This is a genomic window from Pseudomonas sp. DE0157 (genome assembly GCF_007678615.1).
GTDB classification, from domain to species: Bacteria; Pseudomonadota; Gammaproteobacteria; order Pseudomonadales; family Pseudomonadaceae; genus Aquipseudomonas; species Aquipseudomonas parafulva_B.
The window spans coordinates 69,422-91,936 of sequence record NZ_VEJN01000011.1 but is presented as its reverse complement, the minus strand read 5'-3'; the positions used below and the strand labels follow the sequence as shown (position 1 = coordinate 91,936).

Below are 22,515 nucleotides of genomic sequence, written 5' to 3'. Positions count from 1 at the left end.
TTCATACCCGGCGGGCGTTTCAGTTGTGTGCGTGCAAGGCTTCGTTCAGCTCGATGGCTGACTTGTGGGTCTTGCACTCGACGGCGCCATTGAGCGAATTGCGGCGGAACAACAGGTCGGCCTGGCCAGCCAGGTCGCGTGCCTTGACGACCTTGACCAGTTCGTTGTGCTCATCCAGCAGGTTCACCTTGGTCCCGGCGGTGATGTACAGACCCGCTTCAACAGTATTGCGATCACCCAGCGGGATGCCGATACCGGCGTTGGCACCGATCAGGCAGCCTTCGCCCACCTTGATAACGATGTTGCCGCCACCGGACAGGGTTCCCATGGTCGAGCAGCCGCCACCGAGGTCCGAGCCCTTGCCGACGAAGACGCCGGCCGAAACACGCCCTTCGATCATGCCTGGGCCTTCGGTGCCGGCGTTAAAGTTGACGAAGCCTTCGTGCATGATGGTGGTGCCTTCGCCGATGTGGGCGCCCAGGCGTACCCGTGCAGTGTCGGCGATGCGCACGCCGGCCGGGACCACGTAGTCGGTCATCTTCGGGAACTTGTCCACCGAGAACACTTCCAGCAGCTCACCACGCAGGCGCGCTTCGAGTTGCAGCTCGGCGAGCTCGGCCAGGTCCACGGCACCGATGTTGGTCCAGGCCACGTTTGGCAGCAGGGGGAAGATACCGGCCAGGCTCACGCCGTGCGGCTTGACCAGGCGATGGGACAGCAGGTGCAGTTTGAGGTACGCCTCGGGCGTGGAGGCCAGGGTGGCGTCTTCGGCCAGCAGGGTGGCTACCAATGGTTTTTGGCTTTCTGCCAGGCGCGTGAGCAGGGCGGCTTGAGCGGCATCGACGCTTCTGACGGCGTCGGCCAGTTGCGCGGCCTGGGCGTTGCTGAAGGTGATGGCCTGGTTGCCACCTTCATAGCCAAGGATCGGTGCGATGGCAGCGACCAACTCGGGGCTCGGGTCGATGAGGGGCTGTGCGTAGAACACTTCCAGCCAGGCGCCCTGGCGGTTCTGGGAGCCGACACCGAAGGCCAGGCTGAATAGGGAATTGGACATGTAGTTACCTCGTACTAAATGGGGTAGGGACTCAGGCCAGGGCTGCGGCGTACAGGTCGGGCTTGAAACCCACCAGCGTGCGCGTACCCAGGTCGAGTACCGGGCGCTTGATCATCGAAGGCTGGGCCAGCATGAGCTCGACGGCCTTGGCCTGGTCGAGATCGGCTTTGCTGGCGTCGTCCAGCTTGCGGAACGTGGTGCCGGCGCGGTTGAGGATGGTTTCCCAGCCGTGCTCGTCGCACCAGCGGTTCAGGCTGTCACGGTCGATGCCTTGAGTCTTGTAGTCATGGAATTCGTAGGCGATGGCCTGGTCGTCGAGCCAGGTACGAGCCTTTTTCATGGTGTCGCAGGCTTTGATGCCGTAGAGCGTGTAGGTCATTGTGTGCATCGGGGATACGTGTCGCCCCAATCTCTCCATTTCCGAATGTCAGTCGCGCGATTATGCGATAACCCTTCGCACGGCGCCACGGGCGGTTGACCCGAACGGGCGGGGTTGCTGCTGCATAATCCTGCTGCCGCTCTGCCTGGGCAGGAACGTGCGCCCATTTGCACCCAACCACCGGTCATTGCCCAATCCCGGCTGAACCCTTGGGTGTCAGGTGTATCTTCATGTTACACATTAGTGCGCCACCTGCGACCTTGGTGCAGCGGCCAGGCAGGCTTGTCACCCGTTACCATGCTGATCCAGGTTTACGTTTTGTCCTCGTGCACGGGGCCGTTTGAAGAAGGAAGACCCACTGGATGCAGTCCGCCTATACCGTCCTTATCCTGCTGATGCTGGTCAGCGTGTCGAAATTGGTCGGCCGCCTCATTCCCCTGCCTCTGCCGCTGGTACAGATCGCCGCTGGCGCTTTGCTGGCCTGGCCGACCCTCGGGCTGCATGTCGCCCTGAACCCCGAGCTGTTTTTGTTCCTGTTTTTGCCGCCGCTGTTGTTCGCCGATGGCTGGCGCATTCCCAAGCGCGAGTTGTGGCGCATTCGGGGCCCGGTGGTGGCCCTGGCGGTGGGGTTGGTGCTGTTTACCGTGGTCGGTGCGGGCTATTTCATCCACTGGCTGCTGCCGAGCATCCCGTTGCCGGTAGCATTCGCGCTGGCAGCCGTATTGTCGCCGACCGACGCGGTGGCCGTTTCGGCCATTACCCAGGACCGCCTGCCTACGCCATTGATGCACATGCTCCAGGGTGAGGCGTTGATGAACGATGCTTCGGGCCTGGTCACATTCAAGTTCGCCCTGGCTGCCGCCATTACCGGTGTGTTTTCACTGACCGACGCCAGCTTCAGCTTCGCACTGGTAGCGCTTGGCGGCCTGGCTGTGGGGGTGGCGCTGAGTTGGCTGGTCGGCCGCCTGCGTGCCTGGATGATCGGCCGCGGCTGGGACGACCCGGCTACCCATGTGGTGTTCATGCTGCTGCTGCCGTTCGCGGCCTATGTGGTGGCCGAGCGCCTTGGGGTTTCGGGCATCCTCTCGGCAGTGGCGGCTGGCATGATGCAGAGCTGGCTCGATCTGCTGCCACGCCAGACCAGCACCCGCCTGCTCAATCGCAGCGTGTGGTCGCTGCTGGAGTTCGCGTTCAACGGCTTGATTTTCCTGCTGCTGGGCTTGCAACTGCCCGACATCGTCAAGGCGGTGGTCAGCCATGAAACCACGCTGTGGCCGACCCTGGCCTGGCGCTGCCTGGACGTGGTCGCCATCTTTGCGACGCTGATCTTGCTGCGGTTCATCTGGGTGCAGAGCATCTGGCGCCTGGTGGGGGTTCTACGCCGCTGGCGGGGCAGGCCTGCGCTGGTGATGTTGCCCACCGCGCGCTCGTGCTGGCTGCTCACGCTGGGCGGTGTGAGAGGTGCTGTCACCCTGGCAGGTGTGATGTCGATCCCGTTGCTGATTGGGGCGGGCAAGGCGTTTCCAGAACGCGACCTGCTGATCTTCATTGCCGCCGGTGTCATCCTGCTGTCGTTGATCAGCGCCTGTGTCGCGTTGCCGCTTTTGCTGCGCGGGGTGAGCAAAAGCCCTGACGAGCGCATGCAGCAAGAGGTACATGAGGCCTGGCGACGCACCGCTGAGGCTGCGATTCACGCCTTGGAGGCCGAGGAGGTGGTCGATGCCAACGCCCCGCAGGATGCCGCCCAGGCCACACTGGCTACGGAGTTGAAAGCTCGGCTGATGGCCGAGTATCGCGATCAGCTGGACCGGCACAACGACAGCGAAGAGGCCAGGGCCCTGGCCGAGCAGATGGACCTGCTCGAGCGCCGTCTGCGCTTGCGTGCGCTGCGGGCCCAGCGCCTGGAACTGTACAACCTGCACCGCCAGCACCTGCTCGGTGACGAGGTGGTGCGGCATGTGCTGGGCGAGTTGGACATGAGCGAGGCTAACCTGGGCCAGGTCAAGTGAGCTGGCCCCGTCTCGCGTAAAGGCTTCAGCGCGCGTGCATGAACGCGCGAATTCGCTCGGCTGCCTCGATGCATTCGGACAGTGGGGCGACCAGTGCCATGCGCACGCGTCCGGCGCCGGGATTTACCTCATCCACTTCACGGGACAGGTACGAGCCTGGTACCACGGTCACGTGCTCGGCCTCGAACAGATCGCGCGTGAAGTCGACATCGCTACCCGGTACCTTGGCCCACAGGTAGAAACTGCCGTCCGGGCGTTGCACGTCCAGTACCGGTTCAAGGATGGCCAGCACGGCGTCGTACTTGGCGCGGTACTGGTCGCGGTTGGCGCGCACATGTGCCTCGTCCTCCCAGGCGGCGATGCTGGCCAGCTGTGTCTGCACCGGCATGGCGCAGCCATGGTAGGTGCGGTACAGCAGGAACGGCTTGATGATGTCGGCATCGCCGGCGACGAAGCCCGAGCGCAGACCCGGCAGGTTCGAACGCTTGGACAGGCTGTGGAATACCACGCAGCGCTTGAAATCGCGACGTCCCAGCTCCGCGCAGGCCGTCAGCAGCCCCGGGGGCGGTGCATCTTCATCGAAATACAACTCGCTGTAGCATTCGTCGGCGGCGATCACAAAGTCGTGCGCATCGGCCAGCGCGATCAACTTCTTCAAGGTGTCCATCGGCACCAGGGCGCCGGTGGGGTTGCCGGGTGAACACAGGAACAGGACCTGGCAACGGGCCCAGACGTGGTCGGGCACCGCGTCGAAGTCGGGGTTGAAGCCATTGCTTTCCAGGCATGGCAGGTAATGCGGGGTGGCGCCGGCCAGCAGCGCAGCCCCTTCATAGATCTGGTAGAACGGGTTGGGGCTCAACACCAGGCCATCGGCATCACGGTCGACCACCGCCTGGGTAAAAGCGAACAGCGCTTCGCGGGTGCCGTTCACGGGCAGGATATGACGTTCGGCATCCAGCCAGCCAGCCGGCACGCCAAAGCGTCGCTCGCACCACTGCCCGATGGCCTGGCGCAAGGCAGGCAGGCCCAGGGTGCTGGGGTATACCGCCAGCTTGTCGAGATTGTCGGCCATCGCTTGGGCCACGAAGGGTGGCGAGGCGTGCTTGGGCTCGCCGATCGACAGGGCAATGGCGCGCTTGTCAGCAGCGGGTGTAACGCTACCCAGCAGGGCACGCAGCTTTTCGAAAGGGTAGGGCTGAAGCAGGCTCAAGGCAGGATTCATTGGCGCAAGGTCTCGTCAATCATGTCGTCAAAAGGTCACGCGGGCAGGGCTGGCGCTGGCCTGCCCTGCTTGCAGTTGTTGCACGATGGCTTCCTGCAGGCGGCTGCACAGTTGCGGGTCGGACAGTGGCTGGTTGTCGGCATCGGTGATGAAGAACACGTCCTCCACCCGCTCGCCCAAGGTGGCAATCTTGGCGTTCTGCAACGACAGGTCGAACTCCAGGAAGATGCGCCCCAGCCGCGCCAGCAGGCCCGGCCGGTCGGGCGCGGTGATTTCGAGAATGGTCACCGGGCGCTGGGCGTCGTTGAGGATGGTCACCTGCGGCGGGAAGTCGAAGTGCTTGAGTTGGCGCGGCACCCGACGCTGGATGATCGTGGGGTAGTCCTCGGGGTTGCGCAGGGCCTCGGTCAGGCCGTCGCGAATCTGCCTGACCCGCTGCGGGTTGTCGCCGATCGCACCGCCGTCGTTATCCAGCACGATGTAGGTGTCCAGGGTGAACTGGCTACTGGAGGTGATGATGCGGGCGTCGTGGATGTTCAGGTTCAACTGCGACATGGCCGCCACCGTCACGGCGAAGAAATCGTGCTGGTCAGGGGCATAGATGAAGATCTGGGTCCCGCCTTCGAATTCGCGCTGGGTGGTTTCCTTGATCAACACCAGCGGGCCGCCGTCAGCGGGCTGTTGCAGGATGGCGTCGGTGTGCCAGGCCACGTCGGAGGCGGTGTGCTTGAGGAAGTAATCATCCCCCAGCTGAGACCACAACTGCTCCACGTCATCCGGGTCGGTGCCGTCGCGCACCAGCGTGTCCAGTGCCGAGGACTGGGTCTGGCGGATCTGCTCCTCACGATCCAGCGGGTTTTCAAGCCCACGGCGCAGGGCACGCTTGGTTTCGGTGTACAGCTGGCGCAACAGGCTGGCTCGCCACGAATTCCACAAGGTGGGGTTGGTGGCGTTGATATCCGCCACTGTCAGCACATAGAGGTAGTCCAGCCGCGTTTCGTCCCCTACGTGCAAGGCGAAGTCATTGATCACCTGCGGGTCGGACAAATCCTTGCGCTGGGCGGTGGTGGACATGACCAGGTGGTTCTGCACCAGCCAGGCGATCAACCGGCTGTCCCAGGCAGGGAGCTGGTGGCGCTCGCAGAACTTGAGGGCATCGACCGCGCCGAGTTCGGAGTGATCGCCCTGACGGCCCTTGCCAATGTCGTGGTAGAGCCCGGCCAGGTAGATCAGCTCAGGCTTGGGCAAGCGGCCCATGAGCTTGCTGGCCAGCGGGAATTTCTCCGACACCGGCGTGTACTGCAACTTGCGCAGGTGCTTGATCAGGTTGAGGGTGTGGGCATCGACGGTATAGATGTGGAACAGGTCATGCTGCATCTGCCCGACGATCAGCCCGAACTCCGGCAGGTAGCGCCCGAGGATGCCGTACCGGTTCATGCGCCGCAGGTTGCGATGAATACCGATTTCACACTTGAACAGCTCGATGAACAAACTGGTGTTGCGGATATCGTTGCGGAAGGTGTCGTCGATCAGGTGCCGATGCTCGCGCAGCAGGCGTACCGTATCGGCACGCACGCCCTTGATTTCCGGGTGCTGGGCCATCAGCACGAACATTTCCAGCATGGCGAACGGCGTGCGCTTGAACACGTTCGGGCGCACGGCCTCGATGTAGCCGTCATGCAGGCGGAAGCGTGCATTGAGCGGTTGGGTGGTGCCGCTGTCGTCGTCGGCGAGAATGACTTCCTCAAAATGCTGGATGATCAGGTCGCACAATTGACTGATGCTCATCACCACCCGGTAGTACTGCTGCATGAACTGCTCAATGGCACGCTTGGGGTTTTCGTCGCTGTAGCCCAGCAGGGCGGCGATGCTGCGCTGGTGGTCGAACAGCAGGCGGTCCTCGGCACGGCCGGCGAGCATGTGCAGGGCGTAACGCACCCGCCACAGGAAGTCCTGGGAGGAGGCCAGGAGCGCGTTCTCGCTTTCCAGCAGGAAGCCTTCGCCGGCCAGGGCATGCAGGTTCAGGGTGCCGTACTGGCGGCGCGCCACCCACAGCACGGTCTGGATGTCCCGCAGCCCGCCAGGCGAACCCTTGACGTTGGGCTCGAGGTTATACTCGGTGTCGTTGTACTTGTGGTGACGCGCCTGCAGCTCGGCGCGCTTGGCCAGGAAGAACTCGCGGCTCGGCCACATGTGCGCCGTGCTGGTGACCTCGAGCATGCGCTGGCGCAGGGCTTGCGGGCCGGCGATGGTGCGGCTCTCCATCATGTTGGTGATGATGGTGAGGTCGGCGCGGGCCTGTTCGGCACACTCGTCGACGGTGCGCACGCTCTGGCCGACCTCCAGGCCGATGTCCCACAGCAGGGTCAGAAAGCGCTCGATGGCGTCGCGATACCGCTCATGCTCGGCATCACCCAGCAGGATGAGCAGGTCGATGTCCGAGTGCGGGTGAAGCTCACCACGCCCGTAGCCGCCGACCGCCACCAGGGAAATGCCGTCCTGCGCGCCCCAGTCGAACTGGTTCCAGGCCTGCTGCAGGACGTTGTCCACCAGCCAGGCCCGGGCCTGGATCAGTGGGCGGATGGCGTGGCCTGCGCGAAAGCGTCTGTCCAGCACCTCGCCCGCCTGGCGAATGGCCTTCTTGAAGGCGGGTATGGGGCTGGCCTTGAGGGCCAGTTCCGCCTGGAACTGACCACGGTCGAACAGTTCGGGGTCGAGCTGGGGCATGGGGTCAGGTTCCTGTCATCGAAGGCTGCTAGGGTGGCTCAGGCCGAAGTGCGGGCGATGGTGTCGTCCTTGCGCAGGGTGAAGATCTCGTACCCGGTCGCCGTGACCACCAGGGTATGCTCCCACTGCGCCGAGAGCTTGCGGTCCTTGGTGATCGCGGTCCAGCCATCGCCCAGCACCTTGGTGTCGGCCTTGCCCTGGTTGATCATCGGCTCGATGGTGAAGGTCATGCCTTCCTTGAGTTCCATGCCAGTGCCGGCGCGGCCGTAATGGAGGATCTGCGGCTCTTCGTGGAACACCTTGCCGATGCCATGACCGCAGAACTCGCGCACCACCGAGAAGCCGTTCTTCTCGGCGTGCTTCTGGATGACTTCGCCGATGTCGCCCAGGCGGCAGCCCGGCTTGACCAGCTCGATGGCCTTGTATAGGCATTCCTGGGTGACCTGGGACAGGCGCTCGGCCCATACCGGCACGGTGCCGACGTGGAACATGCGGCTGGTGTCGCCGTGGTAGCCGTCCTTGATCACCGTGATGTCGATGTTCAGGGTATCGCCATTTTTCAGGGGCTTGTCATTGGGGATACCGTGACAGACCACGTGGTTGATGGACGTGCAGATGGACTTGGGGTAGCCCTTGTAGTTGAGCGGCGCCGGGATGGCCTGCTGGACATTGACAATGTAGTCGTGGCACAGGCGATCGAGCTCTTCGGTGGTGACACCGGGCTTGACATGCTCCTCGATCATTTCCAGCACGTCGGCTGCCAGGCGGCCGGCGATGCGCATCTTCTCGATGTCTTCTGCAGTCTTGATGGTGACGGTCATTACAGGCTCTCTACTCGGCGCCGCAGACGGCGCGTTCAAATCGGGAAAGGCGTCATTCTATCAGAGGTGCGGGCTCGTAGCGGCACGCTGCCCTTGCAAAGGCATCCCTCCAACCGCCCTGGCCGTGCGCTGGCGCCCATGCCCTGCCGTCCGGCGATTGGGGGGTGAGTTTCGTGTTTTGTTTACGCGCAGCCTGTGGTATAACATGCGCCGCTTTCGGAGCCAGCTCCGTCTGCATCCAAACCCACACACGTGTCGACACGATGGCCTGGGTGCCCCGAGCTTCAGGGTTCGCGGGTTGGTCATTGGGATACGTGGAGGCCCAACCCGACTTATCAAGGAACTATCATGTCCCAAGTCAACATGCGCGATATGCTGAAGGCCGGTGTGCACTTCGGCCACCAGACCCGTTACTGGAACCCGAAAATGGGCAAGTACATTTTCGGTGCGCGCAACAAGATCCACATCGTCAACCTGGAAAAAACCCTGCCGATGTTCAACGACGCTCTGTCGTTCGTTGAGCGCCTGGCCCAGGGCAAGAACAAGATCCTGTTCGTCGGCACCAAGCGTTCCGCCGGCAAGATCGTCGCCGAGCAAGCTGCTCGCTGCGGTTCGCCGTACGTTGACCACCGTTGGTTGGGCGGCATGCTGACCAACTACAAGACCATCCGTGCTTCGATCAAGCGTCTGCGCGACCTGGAAACTCAGGCCGAAGATGGCACCTTTGCCAAGCTGACCAAGAAAGAAGCCCTGATGCGCTCCCGCGATCTGGAAAAACTGGACCGCAGCCTGGGCGGCATCAAGGACATGGGCGGTCTGCCTGACGCTCTGTTCGTCATCGACGTTGATCACGAGCGCATCGCGATCACCGAAGCCAACAAACTGGGTATCCCGGTCATTGGTGTTGTCGATACCAACAGCAGCCCGGAAGGTGTTGACTACATCATCCCAGGTAACGATGACGCCATTCGCGCTATCGAGCTGTACATGACTTCCATGGCTGACGCTGTCATCCGTGGCCGCAACAATGTTGCTGGCGGCACCGAAGTCTACGCTGAAGAAGCGGCTGCACCTGCTGCCGAGTAATAGACGCTAGCGTCGACTTGGCACGCGAAAAGGGGGCTATGCCCCCTTTTTGCCACCTTGAAATCCTGCTGTCGACAGCCGTCCCTTCCATGGGCATGCAGGCACAGACAGCGGATTAGCAGAATTGAACGCCCGTCACAAACGGGTGGAATGGTTGAAAAACTTTCCAAGAGGATTTTGAAATGGCAGCAATTACTGCAGCGCTGGTCAAAGAACTGCGCGAGCGTACCGGCGAAGGCATGATGGATTGCAAGAAAGCCCTGGAAAAGGCTGGCGGCGACATCGAAAAAGCCATTGACGACATGCGTGCCTCGGGCGCCATCAAGGCCGCCAAGAAGGCTGGCAACGTGGCTGCCGAAGGCGCGATCGCCGTCAAGACCGACGGCAAGGCCGCCGTACTGCTGGAAGTGAACTCGCAGACCGACTTCCTGGCCCTGCAAGACGACTTCAAGAACTTCGTCGCCGAAAGCCTGGAAGAAGCCTTCGCCCAGAAGCTGACCGACGCCGCTCCGCTGATCGCCTCGCGTGAAGCTGCCCGTGAAGCCCTGGTCGCCAAGTGCGGCGAAAACGTCAACATCCGTCGCCTGGTGCGCGTGGAAGGCGACGTAGTCGGCGCCTACCTGCACGGCAACAAGATCGGTGCTGTCGTTGTCCTGAAAGGCGGTGACGTCGAGCTGGCCAAGAACATCGCCATGCACGTTGCAGCGTCCAACCCCGAGTTCCTGGACTCGTCGGAAATCTCCGCCGAAGCCATCGAGCGCGAGAAGGGTGTCTTCCTGCAGCTGAACGCCGACAAGATCGCCGGCAAGCCGGAAAACATCGTTGAAAACATGATCAACGGCCGCATCACCAAGTTCAAGGCTGAAGCCTCGCTCAAAGAGCAGGCGTTCGTCATGAACCCGGAAGTCAAGGTCGGCGAACTGGCTAAGAAAGCCGGTGCTGAAATCGTTTCCTTCACCTACTTCAAGGTTGGCGAAGGCATCGAGAAGCCAGTCGACGACTTCGCTGCTGAAGTTGCCGCACAGGTTGCTGCTGCCAAGCAGTAAGACAGCCCCGTCTGTCGCCCCAAAGAGGCTGCCCGCTCACGCGCGCAGCCTCTTTGTCAAAGCGGCGAGGCGTTTACACAACGCTGCCGCCGCTGGCGCCGAAACGGTGCCACGCTACAGTTAGCAGGCTGCAAACAGCCCGCACGAATTTTCTACAGTACGCCGCAGGAGAGACTCGCAATGGCTCAGCAGGTGAGTGGTCGCCAACCTCGCTATAAACGCATTTTGCTCAAACTTAGCGGCGAGGCCCTGATGGGCTCCGAAGACTTCGGGATCGACCCGAAGGTGCTCGATCGCATGGCCCTGGAAGTCGGGCAGCTGGTCGGTATCGGTGTGCAGGTCGGCCTGGTCATCGGTGGTGGCAACCTGTTCCGAGGGGCCGCACTGAGCGCCGCCGGCATGGATCGCGTCACCGGCGACCACATGGGGATGCTGGCCACCGTGATGAACGCCCTGGCCATGCGCGATGCGCTGGAGCGCTCGAACATCCCGGCACTGGTCATGTCGGCCATCTCCATGGTGGGCGTCACCGATCACTATGACCGTCGCAAAGCGATTCGCCACCTCAACTCCGGGGATGTGGTAATTTTCTCCGCCGGTACCGGCAACCCGTTCTTTACCACCGACTCGGCAGCCTGCCTGCGGGCCATCGAAATCGATGCCGACGTGGTGCTCAAGGCGACCAAGGTCGATGGTGTGTACACTGCCGATCCATTCAAGGACCCGCATGCCGAGAAGTTCGATCGCCTGACCTATGACGAGGTCCTGGATCGTAAGCTCGGCGTGATGGACTTGACCGCAATCTGCCTGTGCCGTGACCACGGCATGCCATTGCGGGTATTCAACATGAACAAGCCAGGCGCCCTGCTGAACATCGTGGTGGGCGGCGCTGAAGGCACTCTGATCGAGGAAGGCCAAGCATGATCAACGACATCAAGAAAGACGCGCAGGAGCGCATGACCAAGTCCATCGAGGCCCTGGGCCGCAACCTGGCGGCCATCCGCACCGGTCGCGCACACCCAAGCATTCTGGACAGCGTCAAGGTCACTGCCTGGGGTAGCGAGATGCCGCTGAACCAGGTCGCTGCGATCAGCGTCGAGGACGCGCGCACCCTGAAGATCGTCGCTCACGACAAGAACCTGAGCGCTGCTATCGAGAAGGCCATCCTGACCTCCGACCTCGGCCTCAACCCATCGAGCGCCGGCACCACCATCCGTGTGCCGATGCCTGCCCTGACCGAAGAAACCCGCAAGGGCTACACCAAGCAGGCCAGCGGCGTTGCCGAAGACGCCAAGGTCGCCGTGCGCAACGTGCGTCGTGACGCCCTGGCGGACTTGAAGAAGCTGACCAAGGACAAGGCCATCAGCGAAGACGAAGAGCGCCGCGCCGCCGATGACATCCAGAAGCTGACGGACAAGTTCGTCGCCGAGGTGGATGCAGCCTTCAAAGCCAAGGAAAAGGACCTGATGGCCGTCTAAGGCCAGGTTTTTTTTAATGGAAAAGACCAAGCCAGCGGTGCCTCCCTCGGTGCCGCGTCACGTCGCGATCATCATGGACGGCAACAACCGCTGGGCGAAACGACGCTTGTTGCCTGGCGTTGCCGGGCACAAGGCGGGTGTCGATGCCGTGCGTGCAGTCATCGAAGTCTGCGCCGAGGCCGGCGTCGAAGTGCTGACCCTCTTTGCCTTCTCCAGTGAGAACTGGCAGCGCCCTGCCGATGAGGTCGGTGCGTTGATGGAGTTGTTCTTCTCGGCGCTGCGCCGCGAGGCGCGTCGCTTGAACGACAACAACATCAGCCTGCGCATCATCGGTGACCGCTCCCGCTTTCACCCGGAACTGCAGGCTGCCATGCGCGAAGCCGAGGCGCTGACCGCAGGCAATAGCCGTTTCATCCTGCAGATCGCCGCCAACTACGGTGGGCAGTGGGACATCGCCCAGGCCGCGCAGCGGCTGGCGCGTGAAGTCCAGGCTGGCCATCTGCGCCCCGATGACATCACCCCGGGGTTGTTGCAGACGTGCCTTGCGACCGGCGAGCAGCCCTTGCCGGACTTGTGCATCCGTACCGGTGGCGAGCATCGCATCAGCAATTTCCTGTTGTGGCAACTGGCCTACGCCGAGTTGTATTTCTCCGACCTTTACTGGCCGGACTTCAAACACGAAGCCATGCGCAGTGCATTGGCTGATTTCGCTTCGCGCCAGCGCCGCTTTGGTAAGACCAGCGAGCAGGTCGAGGCTGGAGCGCGTGCTTAATGCTTAAACAACGCATCATTACCGCGCTGATCCTGTTGCCGATAGCGCTGGGTGGGTTCTTCCTGCTCGAGGGGGGCAACTTCGCCCTGTTCATCGGCCTGGTGGTAACGCTCGGCGCCTGGGAGTGGGCGCGTTTGGCGGGGTTGATGGCTCAGCCCCTGCGTGTCACCTATGCCCTGGTCGTCGCTGGGGCATTGATGCTGCTGTACATCCTCCCGGAACTGGCCCCCTGGGTGCTTGGGGCGGCAGTCATCTGGTGGGGGCTGGCCACCTGGCTGGTGCTGACCTACCCGCGCACCAGCGAACTTTGGGCCAGTGCCGCCTGCCGGCTGTTGATCGGCCTACTGGTGTTGCTGCCGGCCTGGCAAGGCCTGGTGCTGCTCAAGCACTGGCCGCTGGGTAACTGGCTGATCCTGTCGGTCATGGCTTTGGTCTGGGCGGCCGACATCGGTGCGTACTTTTCCGGCAGGGCCTTCGGCAAGCGCAAGCTGGCGCCGCAGGTCAGCCCTGGCAAGAGCTGGGAAGGCGTCTACGGCGGGTTGGCGGTCAGCCTGGTGATCACCCTGGTGGTGGGTATCAGTCGTGACTGGAGCTTCGGTCAGCTACTGCTCGGCCTGGCAGGCGCTGCACTGGTGGTGATGGCCTCGGTGATCGGAGACCTGACCGAAAGCATGTTCAAGCGCCGCTCGGGCATCAAGGACAGCAGCAACCTGCTACCCGGCCACGGTGGCGTGCTCGACCGCATCGACAGCCTGACGGCGGCCATTCCATTGTTCGCCGTGCTGTTGTGGGCGGCCGAATGGGGTGTGATGTGAGTCAGGTGCAACGCATTACCGTACTTGGGGCGACCGGCTCCATCGGCCTGAGCACCCTGGACGTGATCGCTCGCCATCCTGAGCGCTATCAGGCCTTCGCCTTGACCGGCTACACGCGCATAGAGGAGCTGTTGACCCTGTGCGTGCGGCATCGCCCGGCCTATGCCGTGGTGCCGAGCGCTGAGGCGGCGGGGCGCCTGCGTGCGGGCCTGACGGCGGCAGGCTGCGCTACCGAAGTGCTGGAAGGCGAGGCCGGGTTGTGCCAGGTAGCCTGTGCCAGTGTAGTGGATGCGGTCATGGCCGCCATCGTCGGCGCGGCAGGCTTGCGGCCAACCCTGGCGGCCGTGCAGGCCGGCAAGAAAGTGCTGCTGGCCAACAAGGAAGCGCTGGTCATGTCCGGCGCCCTGTTCATGGACGCCGTGCGCCAGTCGGGCGCGGTGTTGCTGCCAATTGACAGCGAGCACAACGCCATCTTCCAGTGCATGCCCAGCGACTACGCGCGCGGATTGAGCGCTGTGGGGGTGCGCCGCATTCTGCTGACGGCCTCGGGTGGGCCGTTCCGTCAGACATCGACCGAGGCCTTGCTGGACGTCACGCCTGAACAGGCGTGCGCCCACCCGAACTGGTCGATGGGGCGCAAGATTTCCGTCGACTCGGCGAGCATGATGAACAAGGGCCTGGAGTTGATCGAGGCCTGCTGGCTGTTCGATGCGCCGCCAAGCCTGGTCGAGGTGGTGGTGCACCCGCAAAGCGTGATCCACTCGCTGGTCGATTACGTCGACGGTTCGGTGCTGGCGCAGTTGGGTAACCCGGACATGCGTACCCCCATCGCCAATGCGCTGGCCTGGCCGGAGCGAATCGATTCCGGGGTGGCCCCGCTGGACCTGTTCAGCATTGCTCGCCTGGATTTCGAGGCGCCCGATGAGCAGCGTTTCCCCTGTCTGCGCCTGGCGCGACAGGCGGCGCAGGTGGGCAACAGCGCCCCTGCCGTGCTCAATGCGGCCAACGAAGTGGCGGTGCAGACGTTCCTCCAGGGCCGTATCCGCTTCCCGGAGATCGCGAGTATGATCGAACAGGTACTGGACCAGGAGCCCGTGGTGCCGCTGACTTCGCTGGAGGCAGTGTTTGCCGCCGACCAGCGAGCGCGCGAGCTGGCCTGGGCCTGGCTGCACCGCAACGGCCGCTGAGGCGGGCTGGCCCGGTTATCGACAACAGCATCCCCACTGACCCATTGCTCATCATTCGGAGATGGACATGACAGCGCTCTACATGATTATTGGTACGCTCGTCGCCTTGGGTGTGCTGGTCACCTTCCACGAGTTCGGCCACTTCTGGGTGGCGCGTCGCTGTGGCGTGAAAGTGCTGCGTTTCTCGGTGGGCTTCGGTACGCCGCTGGTGCGCTGGCATGATCGTCAGGGTACCGAGTTCGTCATCGCAGCCATTCCGCTGGGCGGCTACGTGAAGATGCTCGACGAGCGCGAAGGCGATGTGCCCCCTGCGCTGGTGGGCCAATCGTTCAATCGCAAGCCGGTCGGCCAGCGCATCGCGATCGTTGCCGCCGGGCCGGTCGCCAACTTCCTGCTGGCCATCTTCTTCTTCTGGGTATTGGCAATGCTTGGCAGCCAGCAGATCCGGCCGGTCATCGGCACCGTCGAGACGGGTAGCCTGGCGGCGGCTGCAGGGCTGACGGCCGGCCAGGAGATCGTCTCGGTGGACGGCAAGCCGACCAACGGCTGGTCGGCAGTCAATCTGCAGTTGGTGCGCCGCCTGGGTGAGAGTGGCACGCTGAACATCGTTGTGCGCGATGAGGGCAGCAGTGCCGAGCAACAGCGCCAGGTGAAACTCGACCAGTGGTTGAAAGGTGCCGATGAGCCTGATCCGATTCGCTCGCTGGGCCTTGAACCCTGGCGCCCGGCCATCGTGCCGGTGCTGGCCGAGATCGATCCCAAGGGGCCGGCCGCGGCTGCAGGCTTGAAAACCGGTGACCGGTTGCTGGGCGTCGGCGGCCAGTCGGTGAGCGAATGGCAGCAGGTGGTCGATAGCGTGCGCGCGCGGCCCGGCGCCCAGGTGGTGGTGCGTCTGGAGCGTGACGGTGCGCCGCTGGACATACCGGTGACGCTGGGCGCGAAGGGCGAAGGTGAGGCCGCTGCAGGCTACCTGGGAGCGGGCGTCAAGGGCGGTCAATGGCCGGCCTCGATGCTGCGCGAAGTCAGCTATGGGCCGGTGGAGGCGGTGGGTGAAGGCCTGTCGCGCACCTGGAACATGAGCGTGCTCACGCTCCAGTCACTGAAGAAAATGCTGTTCGGTGAGCTCTCGGTAAAAAACTTGAGTGGACCGATAACCATTGCTAAAGTGGCGGGCGCTTCAGCCCAGTCCGGCGTGGGGGATTTCCTGAATTTCCTGGCCTACCTGAGCATAAGCCTGGGGGTTCTTAACCTGCTGCCCATCCCGGTACTGGATGGGGGGCACTTGCTGTTCTACCTGGTTGAATGGGCGCGCGGTCGTCCGTTGTCTGATCGGGTACAAGGTTGGGGGGTCCAGATCGGTATCAGTTTGGTCTTGGGGGTGATGCTGCTCGCCCTGATCAACGATCTGGGTCGACTATAAAAGCTTCGCTCAATTGCGAAACCTGTCGTTCATGACGGCAGGTTGTTTATTGCCAGTTGGAATAAAAGGACTTCATGAAACGTCTGTTGCTAACTGCGGTGCTCTCCGCACTGATGATCGCTGAAGTTCACGCCGAGTCCTTCACCATCTCCGATATCCGCGTCAACGGCCTGCAGCGGGTTTCCGCGGGCAGTGTCTTCGGTGCCTTGCCCCTCAATGTGGGCGACCAGGCCGATGACCGGCGCCTGGTGGAGTCGACCCGCTCGCTGTTCAAGACCGGGTTTTTCCAGGACATCGAGCTGAACCGTGATGGCAACGTGCTGATCATCAATGTGGTCGAGCGCCCGTCGGTGTCGAGCATCGAGATCGAAGGCAACAAGGCGATCAGTACCGAAGACCTGATGAAGGGCCTGAAGCAATCGGGCTTGGCCGAAGGCGAGATCTTCCAGCGTGCCACCCTCGAAGGCGTGCGTAACGAGCTGCAGCGCCAGTACGTGGCCCAGGGCCGTTACTCGGCCGAGGTCGACGCCGAGGTGGTGCCGCAGCCGCGCAACCGTGTGGCCCTGAAGATCAAGATCAACGAAGGCACCGTCGCTGCCATCCAGCACATCAACATCGTTGGCAACAACGTGTTCGATGACGACACCCTGGGGCAGCTGTTCGAGCTCAAGACGACTAACTGGTTGTCCTTCTTCAAGAACGACGACAAGTATGCCCGTGAAAAACTGTCCGGTGACCTGGAACGTCTGCGTTCCTACTACCTGGACCGCGGCTACATCAACATGGACATCGCGTCCACCCAGGTGTCCATCACGCCTGACAAGAAGCACGTCTACATCACCGTCAACATCAACGAAGGCGAGAAATACACCGTCCGTGACGTGAAGCTCTCCGGTGACCTCAAGGTGCCGGAAGACCAGGTCAAGTCGCTGCTGCTGGTGCAGCCGGGCCAGGTGTTCTCGCGCAAGGTGATGACCAGCACGTCCGAGCTGATCACCCGTCGCCTGGGTAACGAAGGCTATACCTTCGCCAACGTCAACGGCGTGCCTCAGCCAAACGACCAGGATCACACCGTGGACATCATGTTCGTGGTCGATCCGGGCAAGCGTGCCTACGTCAACCGCATCAACTACCGCGGCAACACCAAGACCGAAGACGAAGTGCTGCGCCGCGAAATGCGTCAGATGGAAGGCGGCTGGGCATCGACCTACCTGATCGACCAATCCAAGACCCGCCTTGAGCGCCTGGGCTTTTTCAAGGACGTGAACGTCGAGACCCCACCGGTACCGGGTACCGACGACCAGGTCGACGTGAACTATAGCGTCGAGGAGCAGGCCTCCGGTTCGATCACCGCCAGCGTCGGCTTTGCCCAGAGCGCGGGCCTGATCCTGGGTGGCTCGATCAGCCAGAGCAACTTCCTGGGTACCGGTAACAAGGTGTCCGTTGGCCTGACCCGGTCCGAGTACCAGTCGCGATACAACTTCGGCTTCGTCGATCCCTACTTCACTGCCGATGGCGTGAGCCTGGGTTACAACGCCTTCTACCGCAGCACCGACTATGACGACCTCGACGTCGACGTGGCGAGCTATGCGGTGGACAGCCTGGGTGCCGGTGTGAGCCTGGGTTACCCGATCAGCGAGACGTCGCGCCTGACCTATGGGTTGAGCGTGCAGCAGGACAAGCTGAAGACGGGTAAGTACACCGTCGGTGAGATCTTTGATTTCATTGACAAGGAAGGCAGTAACTTCACCAACTTCAAAGCATCGATTGGTTGGTCCGAGTCGACCTTGAACAAGGGTGTACTGGCGACGCGGGGCCATTCTCAAAGCTTGAGCCTTGAGACCACGATCCCTGGTAGTGACTTGTCGTTCTACAAGCTCGATTACCGCGGCCAGTTGTTCAAGCCACTCAGCCAGAACTACACCTTGCGTCTGCACACAGAACTCGGCTATGGCGATGGCTTTGGGGGTACCTCTGGCTTGCCGTTCTATGAAAACTATTACGCGGGTGGTTTCAACTCTGTTCGCGGTTTCAAGGACAGTAGCCTCGGTCCCCGCAGTACCCCAAGTAAAGGGGTTGGCGAAGTTGGTCACAGACCAGGCACCATCCGCGACCCCGACCAAGACCCGCTTCCATTCGGTGGCAACGTCCTGGTTCAAGGCGGCGTCGAGTTGCTGTTCCCGCTGCCGTTCGTCAAGGACCAGCGGTCCCTGCGTACCTCGGTCTTCTGGGACGTGGGTAACGTATTCGACACCAACTGCGGTAAAAAACCGGACTGCGCTAAGGTCGGTTTCTCCGACATGGCCAGTTCGGTCGGTCTTGGCGTGACGTGGATCACGGCCTTGGGCCCGTTGAGCTTCAGCCTGGCGATGCCGATCAAGAAGCCGGACGAGGCAGACACCCAGGTGTTCCAATTCTCTCTGGGCCAGACCTTCTAAGGTCGGCCCTTGCTTAACGACAACGGTTTATCCAGGAGTTCATCGTGCGCAAGTTGACCCAAATGGCCGTAGTGGCCGCGGCGCTGGTCGCCACCCCGGCTTTCGCCGAAATGAAGGTTGCCGTTCTGAACTATCAGATGGCACTGCTCGAGTCCGATGCCGCCAAGAAATACGCCGTGGATGCCGAAAAGAAGTTCGGCCCACAGCTGACCAAGCTCAAGGGCCTGGAGAGCAGCGCCAAGGGCATCCAGGATCGCCTGATCAAAGGCGGCGACAAGATGCAGCAGCAGGAGCGTGAGCGCCTGGAGCTCGAGTTCAAGCAAAAGGCCCGCGACTTCCAGTTCCAGTCCAAGGAACTGAACGAAGCCAAGGCCGTTGCCGACCGCGACATGCTCAAGCAGCTCAAGCCCAAGCTGGACGGCGCTGTCGAGGAAGTGATCAAGAAGGGCGGTTACGACCTGGTGCTCGAGCGCGGTGCGGTCATTGATGTCAAGCCTCAGTACGACATCACCCGCCAGGTTATCGAGCGTATGAACCAAGCCCGTTGATATGACCGTGACCATGACGCTTGGCCAACTGGCCGAGACCCTCGGGGCCACCCTCAAGGGTCCCGAGACGCTGCAGATCACAGGCCTTGCCACCTTGCAGGAGGCCGGGCCGGGTCAGTTGAGCTTTCTTGCCAACCCGCAGTACCGCAAGTACCTGGACCAGAGCCAGGCGGCTGCCGTACTGCTCAAGGCGGCCGATGCCGAGGCGTTCGCCGGTCATGCCCTGATCGTTGCCGACCCCTACCTGGCGTATGCCCGCATTTCCCACCTGTTCGACCCCAAACCCAAGGCTGTGGCGGGGATTCACCCCAGCGCCGTGGTGGCCGGGGATGCCCAGGTGGATGCGACGGCCAGTGTCGGGCCTTTCGCGGTCGTTGAAAGCGGTGCGCGTATCGGCGCCCATGTCACCATCGGCGCCCATTGCTTCATCGGTGCCCGCTGCGTGATCGGCGAAGGGGGCTGGCTGGCGCCGCGGGTCACGCTGTATCACGATGTCACCATCGGCAAGCGAGTGGTTATCCAGTCCGGCGCAGTGATCGGTGGTGAAGGCTTTGGCTTTGCCAACGAAAAAGGCGTGTGGCGCAAGATTGCCCAGATTGGCGGTGTGAGCATCGGTGACGATGTGGAGATCGGTGTGAACACGGCCGTGGACCGTGGCGCGCTGTCCGACACCTGTATCGCCGACGGCGTCAAGCTCGACAACCAGATCCAGATTGCCCACAACGTGCAGATCGGGGAGCATACGGCCATGGCTGCGTGCGTGGGCATCTCCGGCAGCACACGTATCGGCAAGCATTGCACCATCGCCGGTGGCGTAGGCATGGTCGGTCATATCGATGTTTGCGACAACGTTTTCGTGTCCGGGATGACCATGGTGACCCGCTCGATCACCGAGCCGGGTGGCTATTCTTCCGGTACTGCCATGCAGCCTCTGGCTGACTGGCGCAAGAGCGCCGCGCGCATCCGCCACCTGGACGACATGGCCAAGCGTCTCCAGCAGCTGGAAAAACGCGTCGATACCGTGACCTCAGGTGGGCAGCCGACATCAGAAGGCTGATACCATTTCCTGAGCAAGAGTGAACAGTCGCTAGCTGGCTCCTCTTTGGATTGCAAAAGGAGCGTGTGGTCAGCACCTGCGCTCCCTATTCTTATACAGGCTTCCCCCCCGAAATGATGGACATCAACGAGATTCGCGAATACCTGCCTCACCGTTACCCGTTCCTGCTGGTGGACCGCGTGACGGATCTGGATTACGAGGCCCAGAGCATTCGTGCCTACAAGAATGTCAGCATCAACGAGCCATTCTTCAACGGCCACTTCCCGGCGCACCCCATCATGCCCGGCGTCCTGATCATCGAAGCCATGGCCCAGGCGGCCGGCATTCTCGGTTTCAAGATGCTCGATGCCAAACCTGCCGACGGCACCTTGTACTACTTCGTCGGCTCCGACAAGCTGCGTTTCCGTCAGCCGGTGCTGCCGGGTGACCAGCTGGTGCTGGAAGCGAAGTTCCTGAGCCGCAAGAGCATGATCTGGAAGTTCGAATGCCGTGCCCTGGTCGACGGCAAGGCAGTATGCTCGGCCGAAATCACCTGTGCGGAACGCTCCCTATGAATTCGATTGATCCTCGGGCCATCATCGACCCTTCGGCCAAGCTGGCCGAAGGCGTCGAGGTGGGCCCTTGGTCGATCGTTGGCCCCGATGTCGAAATCGGGGAGGGCACCGTCATCGGCCCACACGTTGTGCTCAAGGGGCCGACCCGGATCGGCAAGCACAACCGTATCTTCCAGTTTTCCTCGATTGGCGAAGACACCCCGGACCTCAAGTACAAGGGTGAGCCGACTCGCCTTGTGATCGGCGATCACAACGTCATCCGTGAAGGCGTCACGATCCATCGTGGTACCGTGCAGGATCGCGCCGAAACCACCGTTGGCGACCATAACCTGATCATGGCCTATGCCCACATTGGCCATGACAGTGTGATCGGCAGCCACTGCATCCTGGTCAACAACACCGCGCTGGCGGGCCATGTGCATGTGGGCGACTGGGCGATCCTGTCCGGGTTCACCCTGGTTCACCAGTATTGCCACATCGGTGCCCATGCGTTTTCCGGCATGGGCACGGCCATCGGCAAGGACGTACCCGCGTTCGTCACCGTTTTCGGCAGCCCCGCCGAAGCGCGCAGCATGAACTTTGAAGGCATGCGCCGCCGTGGTTTCAGCGACGAAGTAATCCATGTGCTGCGTCGCTGCTACAAAATCGTCTACCGCCAGGGCCTGACGGTGGAGGATGCATTGCGCGAACTCGAAGCGCCGGCGGCGCAGCATCCGGAGGTCGAGCTGTTCCGCCAGTCGATCGTGAGTTCGGCCCGCGGCATCACTCGCTGACATGGTCCAGCTTTGCGTAGCCCTGGTCGCGGGTGAAGCCAGCGGCGACATTCTCGGTTCCGGCTTGATGCGCGCCTTGAGGGCGCGCCATCCCGATGTGCGCTTCATCGGGGTCGGTGGCCCGCTCATGGAAGCCGAAGGCCTGCAATCCTACTTCCCCATGGAGCGTTTGGCCGTCATGGGGCTGGTCGAGGTGCTTGGTCGCCTGCGTGAATTGCTCAAGCGTCGCAAGCTGCTGGTCCAGACCCTGATCGAGCAGAAGCCGGACGTGTTCATCGGTATCGATGCGCCCGACTTTACCCTGGAGATCGAACTCAAGCTGCGCCAGGCGGGTATCAAGACCGTTCATTACGTCAGCCCATCAGTGTGGGCATGGCGGCAGAAGCGTGTGTTGAAAATCCGTCAGGGCTGTGACCTGATGCTGACACTGTTGCCGTTCGAGGCCCGCTTCTATGAAGAACAGGGCGTGCCGGTGCGATTCGTCGGCCACCCCCTGGCCGATACCATTGCCCTGCAGGCGGATCGGCCCGCAGCGCGCGCCGCCCTGGGGCTGGGCGAGGGCCCGGTGGTCGCCCTGATGCCCGGCAGTCGCGGGGGCGAAGTCGGGCGCCTGGGTGCGCTGTTCCTGGATGCGGCGCAACGTCTGCAGCAGCAAGTGCCCGGTGTGCGCTTCGTGCTGCCCTGTGCCAACGCCGCCCGCCGCGCGCAACTGGAGCAGATGCTCGAGGGGCGCGACTTGCCGTTGACCCTGCTCGATGGCCGCTCGCACGAGGCACTGGCCGCCTGTGACGCCGTCCTGATCGCATCGGGTACAGCCACCCTGGAAGCGCTGCTGTTCAAGCGGCCCATGGTGGTTGCCTACCGCCTGGCGCCGCTGACCTACTGGATACTCAAGCGGCTGGTCAAAAGCCCCTACGTGTCCTTGCCCAACCTGCTGGCGCGCCGTGCGCTGGTGCCTGAGTTGCTGCAAGACGCCGCGACCAGCGAAGCGCTGGTCGATGCGCTGCTGCCCTTGCTGCGCGACGGCACCGGACAAACCGACTCGTTCGACGAGATTCACCGCACCTTGCGCCGGGATGCCTCCAACCAAGCCGCCGACGCTGTGCTGGCCCTGCTGGAGAAACGCTGA

General features: G+C 62.5%; 20 protein-coding genes. 15 read left to right on the top strand and 5 right to left on the bottom strand.

From position 1 onward, the window contains the following. Nucleotides 1-19: 19 nt before the first annotated feature. Nucleotides 20-1,054, bottom strand: a complete 1,035-nt coding sequence (gene dapD, locus FS777_RS14995; RefSeq protein WP_078478990.1) for a 2,3,4,5-tetrahydropyridine-2,6-dicarboxylate N-succinyltransferase — start codon at nucleotides 1,052-1,054, stop codon at nucleotides 20-22. A 31-nt stretch (nucleotides 1,055-1,085) separates the two neighbouring features. Next, the gene (locus FS777_RS14990; protein WP_167339266.1) at nucleotides 1,086-1,433 is read right to left on the bottom strand and encodes an ArsC family reductase; all 348 of its coding nucleotides are present in this window, start codon (nucleotides 1,431-1,433) and stop codon (nucleotides 1,086-1,088) included. A gap of 362 nt (nucleotides 1,434-1,795) precedes the next feature. On the opposite strand from FS777_RS14990, the gene FS777_RS14985 reads away from it, so the two are divergent. Further along, the gene (locus FS777_RS14985) at nucleotides 1,796-3,442 is read left to right on the top strand and encodes a Na+/H+ antiporter (RefSeq protein ID WP_078478989.1); all 1,647 of its coding nucleotides are present in this window, start codon (nucleotides 1,796-1,798) and stop codon (nucleotides 3,440-3,442) included. A 25-nt stretch (nucleotides 3,443-3,467) separates the two neighbouring features. On the opposite strand, the gene dapC is transcribed toward FS777_RS14985, so the two are convergent. The 3 genes from dapC to map are packed head-to-tail and all read right to left on the bottom strand — an operon-like array spanning nucleotide 3,468 to nucleotide 8,212. Next, the gene (dapC, locus tag FS777_RS14980; protein WP_145256196.1) at nucleotides 3,468-4,664 is read right to left on the bottom strand and encodes a succinyldiaminopimelate transaminase; all 1,197 of its coding nucleotides are present in this window, start codon (nucleotides 4,662-4,664) and stop codon (nucleotides 3,468-3,470) included. Between the two features lie 27 nt (nucleotides 4,665-4,691). Next, nucleotides 4,692-7,391 carry a [protein-PII] uridylyltransferase gene (locus tag FS777_RS14975; RefSeq protein WP_058639522.1) on the bottom strand — a complete coding sequence of 900 codons (2,700 nt, stop codon included), beginning with the start codon at nucleotides 7,389-7,391 and terminating at the stop codon, nucleotides 4,692-4,694. Nucleotides 7,392-7,429: 38 nt separating this feature from the next. Then, entirely contained in the window at nucleotides 7,430-8,212 is a 783-nt protein-coding gene (gene map, locus FS777_RS14970) for a type I methionyl aminopeptidase (protein ID WP_028686887.1), read from the bottom strand. Between the two features lie 348 nt (nucleotides 8,213-8,560). Between map and rpsB the strand changes: the two genes are divergently transcribed. The 14 genes from rpsB to lpxB all read left to right on the top strand — a co-directional run bounded on the left by rpsB (nucleotide 8,561) and on the right by lpxB (nucleotide 22,515). After that, nucleotides 8,561-9,298 carry a 30S ribosomal protein S2 gene (gene rpsB / locus FS777_RS14965; RefSeq protein ID WP_003252287.1) on the top strand — a complete coding sequence of 246 codons (738 nt, stop codon included), beginning with the start codon at nucleotides 8,561-8,563 and terminating at the stop codon, nucleotides 9,296-9,298. A gap of 182 nt (nucleotides 9,299-9,480) precedes the next feature. Beyond that, the gene (tsf, locus tag FS777_RS14960) at nucleotides 9,481-10,344 is read left to right on the top strand and encodes a translation elongation factor Ts (protein ID WP_058603722.1); all 864 of its coding nucleotides are present in this window, start codon (nucleotides 9,481-9,483) and stop codon (nucleotides 10,342-10,344) included. A 180-nt stretch (nucleotides 10,345-10,524) separates the two neighbouring features. Beyond that, nucleotides 10,525-11,268 (top strand): UMP kinase, encoded by a 744-nt coding sequence (pyrH, locus tag FS777_RS14955; protein ID WP_023534028.1) that lies wholly within the window; start codon nucleotides 10,525-10,527, stop codon nucleotides 11,266-11,268. After that, nucleotides 11,265-11,822 carry a ribosome recycling factor gene (gene frr, locus FS777_RS14950; RefSeq protein WP_058639521.1) on the top strand — a complete coding sequence of 186 codons (558 nt, stop codon included), beginning with the start codon at nucleotides 11,265-11,267 and terminating at the stop codon, nucleotides 11,820-11,822. Before pyrH ends, frr begins: the two co-directional genes overlap by 4 nt. A 16-nt stretch (nucleotides 11,823-11,838) precedes the next feature. Further along, nucleotides 11,839-12,594 (top strand): polyprenyl diphosphate synthase, encoded by a 756-nt coding sequence (gene uppS / locus FS777_RS14945; RefSeq protein WP_027913873.1) that lies wholly within the window; start codon nucleotides 11,839-11,841, stop codon nucleotides 12,592-12,594. Further along, the gene (locus FS777_RS14940; RefSeq protein WP_058639520.1) at nucleotides 12,594-13,409 is read left to right on the top strand and encodes a phosphatidate cytidylyltransferase; all 816 of its coding nucleotides are present in this window, start codon (nucleotides 12,594-12,596) and stop codon (nucleotides 13,407-13,409) included. The genes uppS and FS777_RS14940 overlap by 1 nt, the downstream gene beginning before the upstream one ends. Continuing rightward, nucleotides 13,406-14,596: a 1-deoxy-D-xylulose-5-phosphate reductoisomerase gene (gene ispC, locus FS777_RS14935; protein ID WP_145256193.1), complete on the top strand. Its 1,191-nt coding sequence runs from the start codon at nucleotides 13,406-13,408 to the stop codon at nucleotides 14,594-14,596. The genes FS777_RS14940 and ispC overlap by 4 nt, the downstream gene beginning before the upstream one ends. Before the next feature lie 67 nt (nucleotides 14,597-14,663). Next, nucleotides 14,664-16,016: an RIP metalloprotease RseP gene (gene rseP / locus FS777_RS14930; RefSeq protein WP_145256190.1), complete on the top strand. Its 1,353-nt coding sequence runs from the start codon at nucleotides 14,664-14,666 to the stop codon at nucleotides 16,014-16,016. 74 nt (nucleotides 16,017-16,090) lie between these two features. Beyond that, entirely contained in the window at nucleotides 16,091-18,454 is a 2,364-nt protein-coding gene (gene bamA / locus FS777_RS14925; RefSeq protein WP_058639518.1) for an outer membrane protein assembly factor BamA, read from the top strand. A gap of 44 nt (nucleotides 18,455-18,498) precedes the next feature. Next, a complete protein-coding gene (locus tag FS777_RS14920) occupies nucleotides 18,499-19,002 on the top strand; it encodes an OmpH family outer membrane protein (RefSeq protein ID WP_023534153.1) in 504 nt (167 codons plus the stop codon). Nucleotide 19,003: 1 nt separating this feature from the next. After that, a complete protein-coding gene (lpxD, locus tag FS777_RS14915; protein WP_058639517.1) occupies nucleotides 19,004-20,059 on the top strand; it encodes a UDP-3-O-(3-hydroxymyristoyl)glucosamine N-acyltransferase in 1,056 nt (351 codons plus the stop codon). A 113-nt stretch (nucleotides 20,060-20,172) separates the two neighbouring features. Continuing rightward, complete coding sequence (gene fabZ / locus FS777_RS14910) at nucleotides 20,173-20,613, top strand: 3-hydroxyacyl-ACP dehydratase FabZ (RefSeq protein ID WP_023534097.1); 441 nt, start codon at nucleotides 20,173-20,175, stop codon at nucleotides 20,611-20,613. Further along, the gene (gene lpxA / locus FS777_RS14905; RefSeq protein WP_027913879.1) at nucleotides 20,610-21,386 is read left to right on the top strand and encodes an acyl-ACP--UDP-N-acetylglucosamine O-acyltransferase; all 777 of its coding nucleotides are present in this window, start codon (nucleotides 20,610-20,612) and stop codon (nucleotides 21,384-21,386) included. Before fabZ ends, lpxA begins: the two co-directional genes overlap by 4 nt. Nucleotide 21,387: 1 nt before the next feature. Further along, nucleotides 21,388-22,515 (top strand): lipid-A-disaccharide synthase, encoded by a 1,128-nt coding sequence (gene lpxB / locus FS777_RS14900; protein ID WP_145256187.1) that lies wholly within the window; start codon nucleotides 21,388-21,390, stop codon nucleotides 22,513-22,515.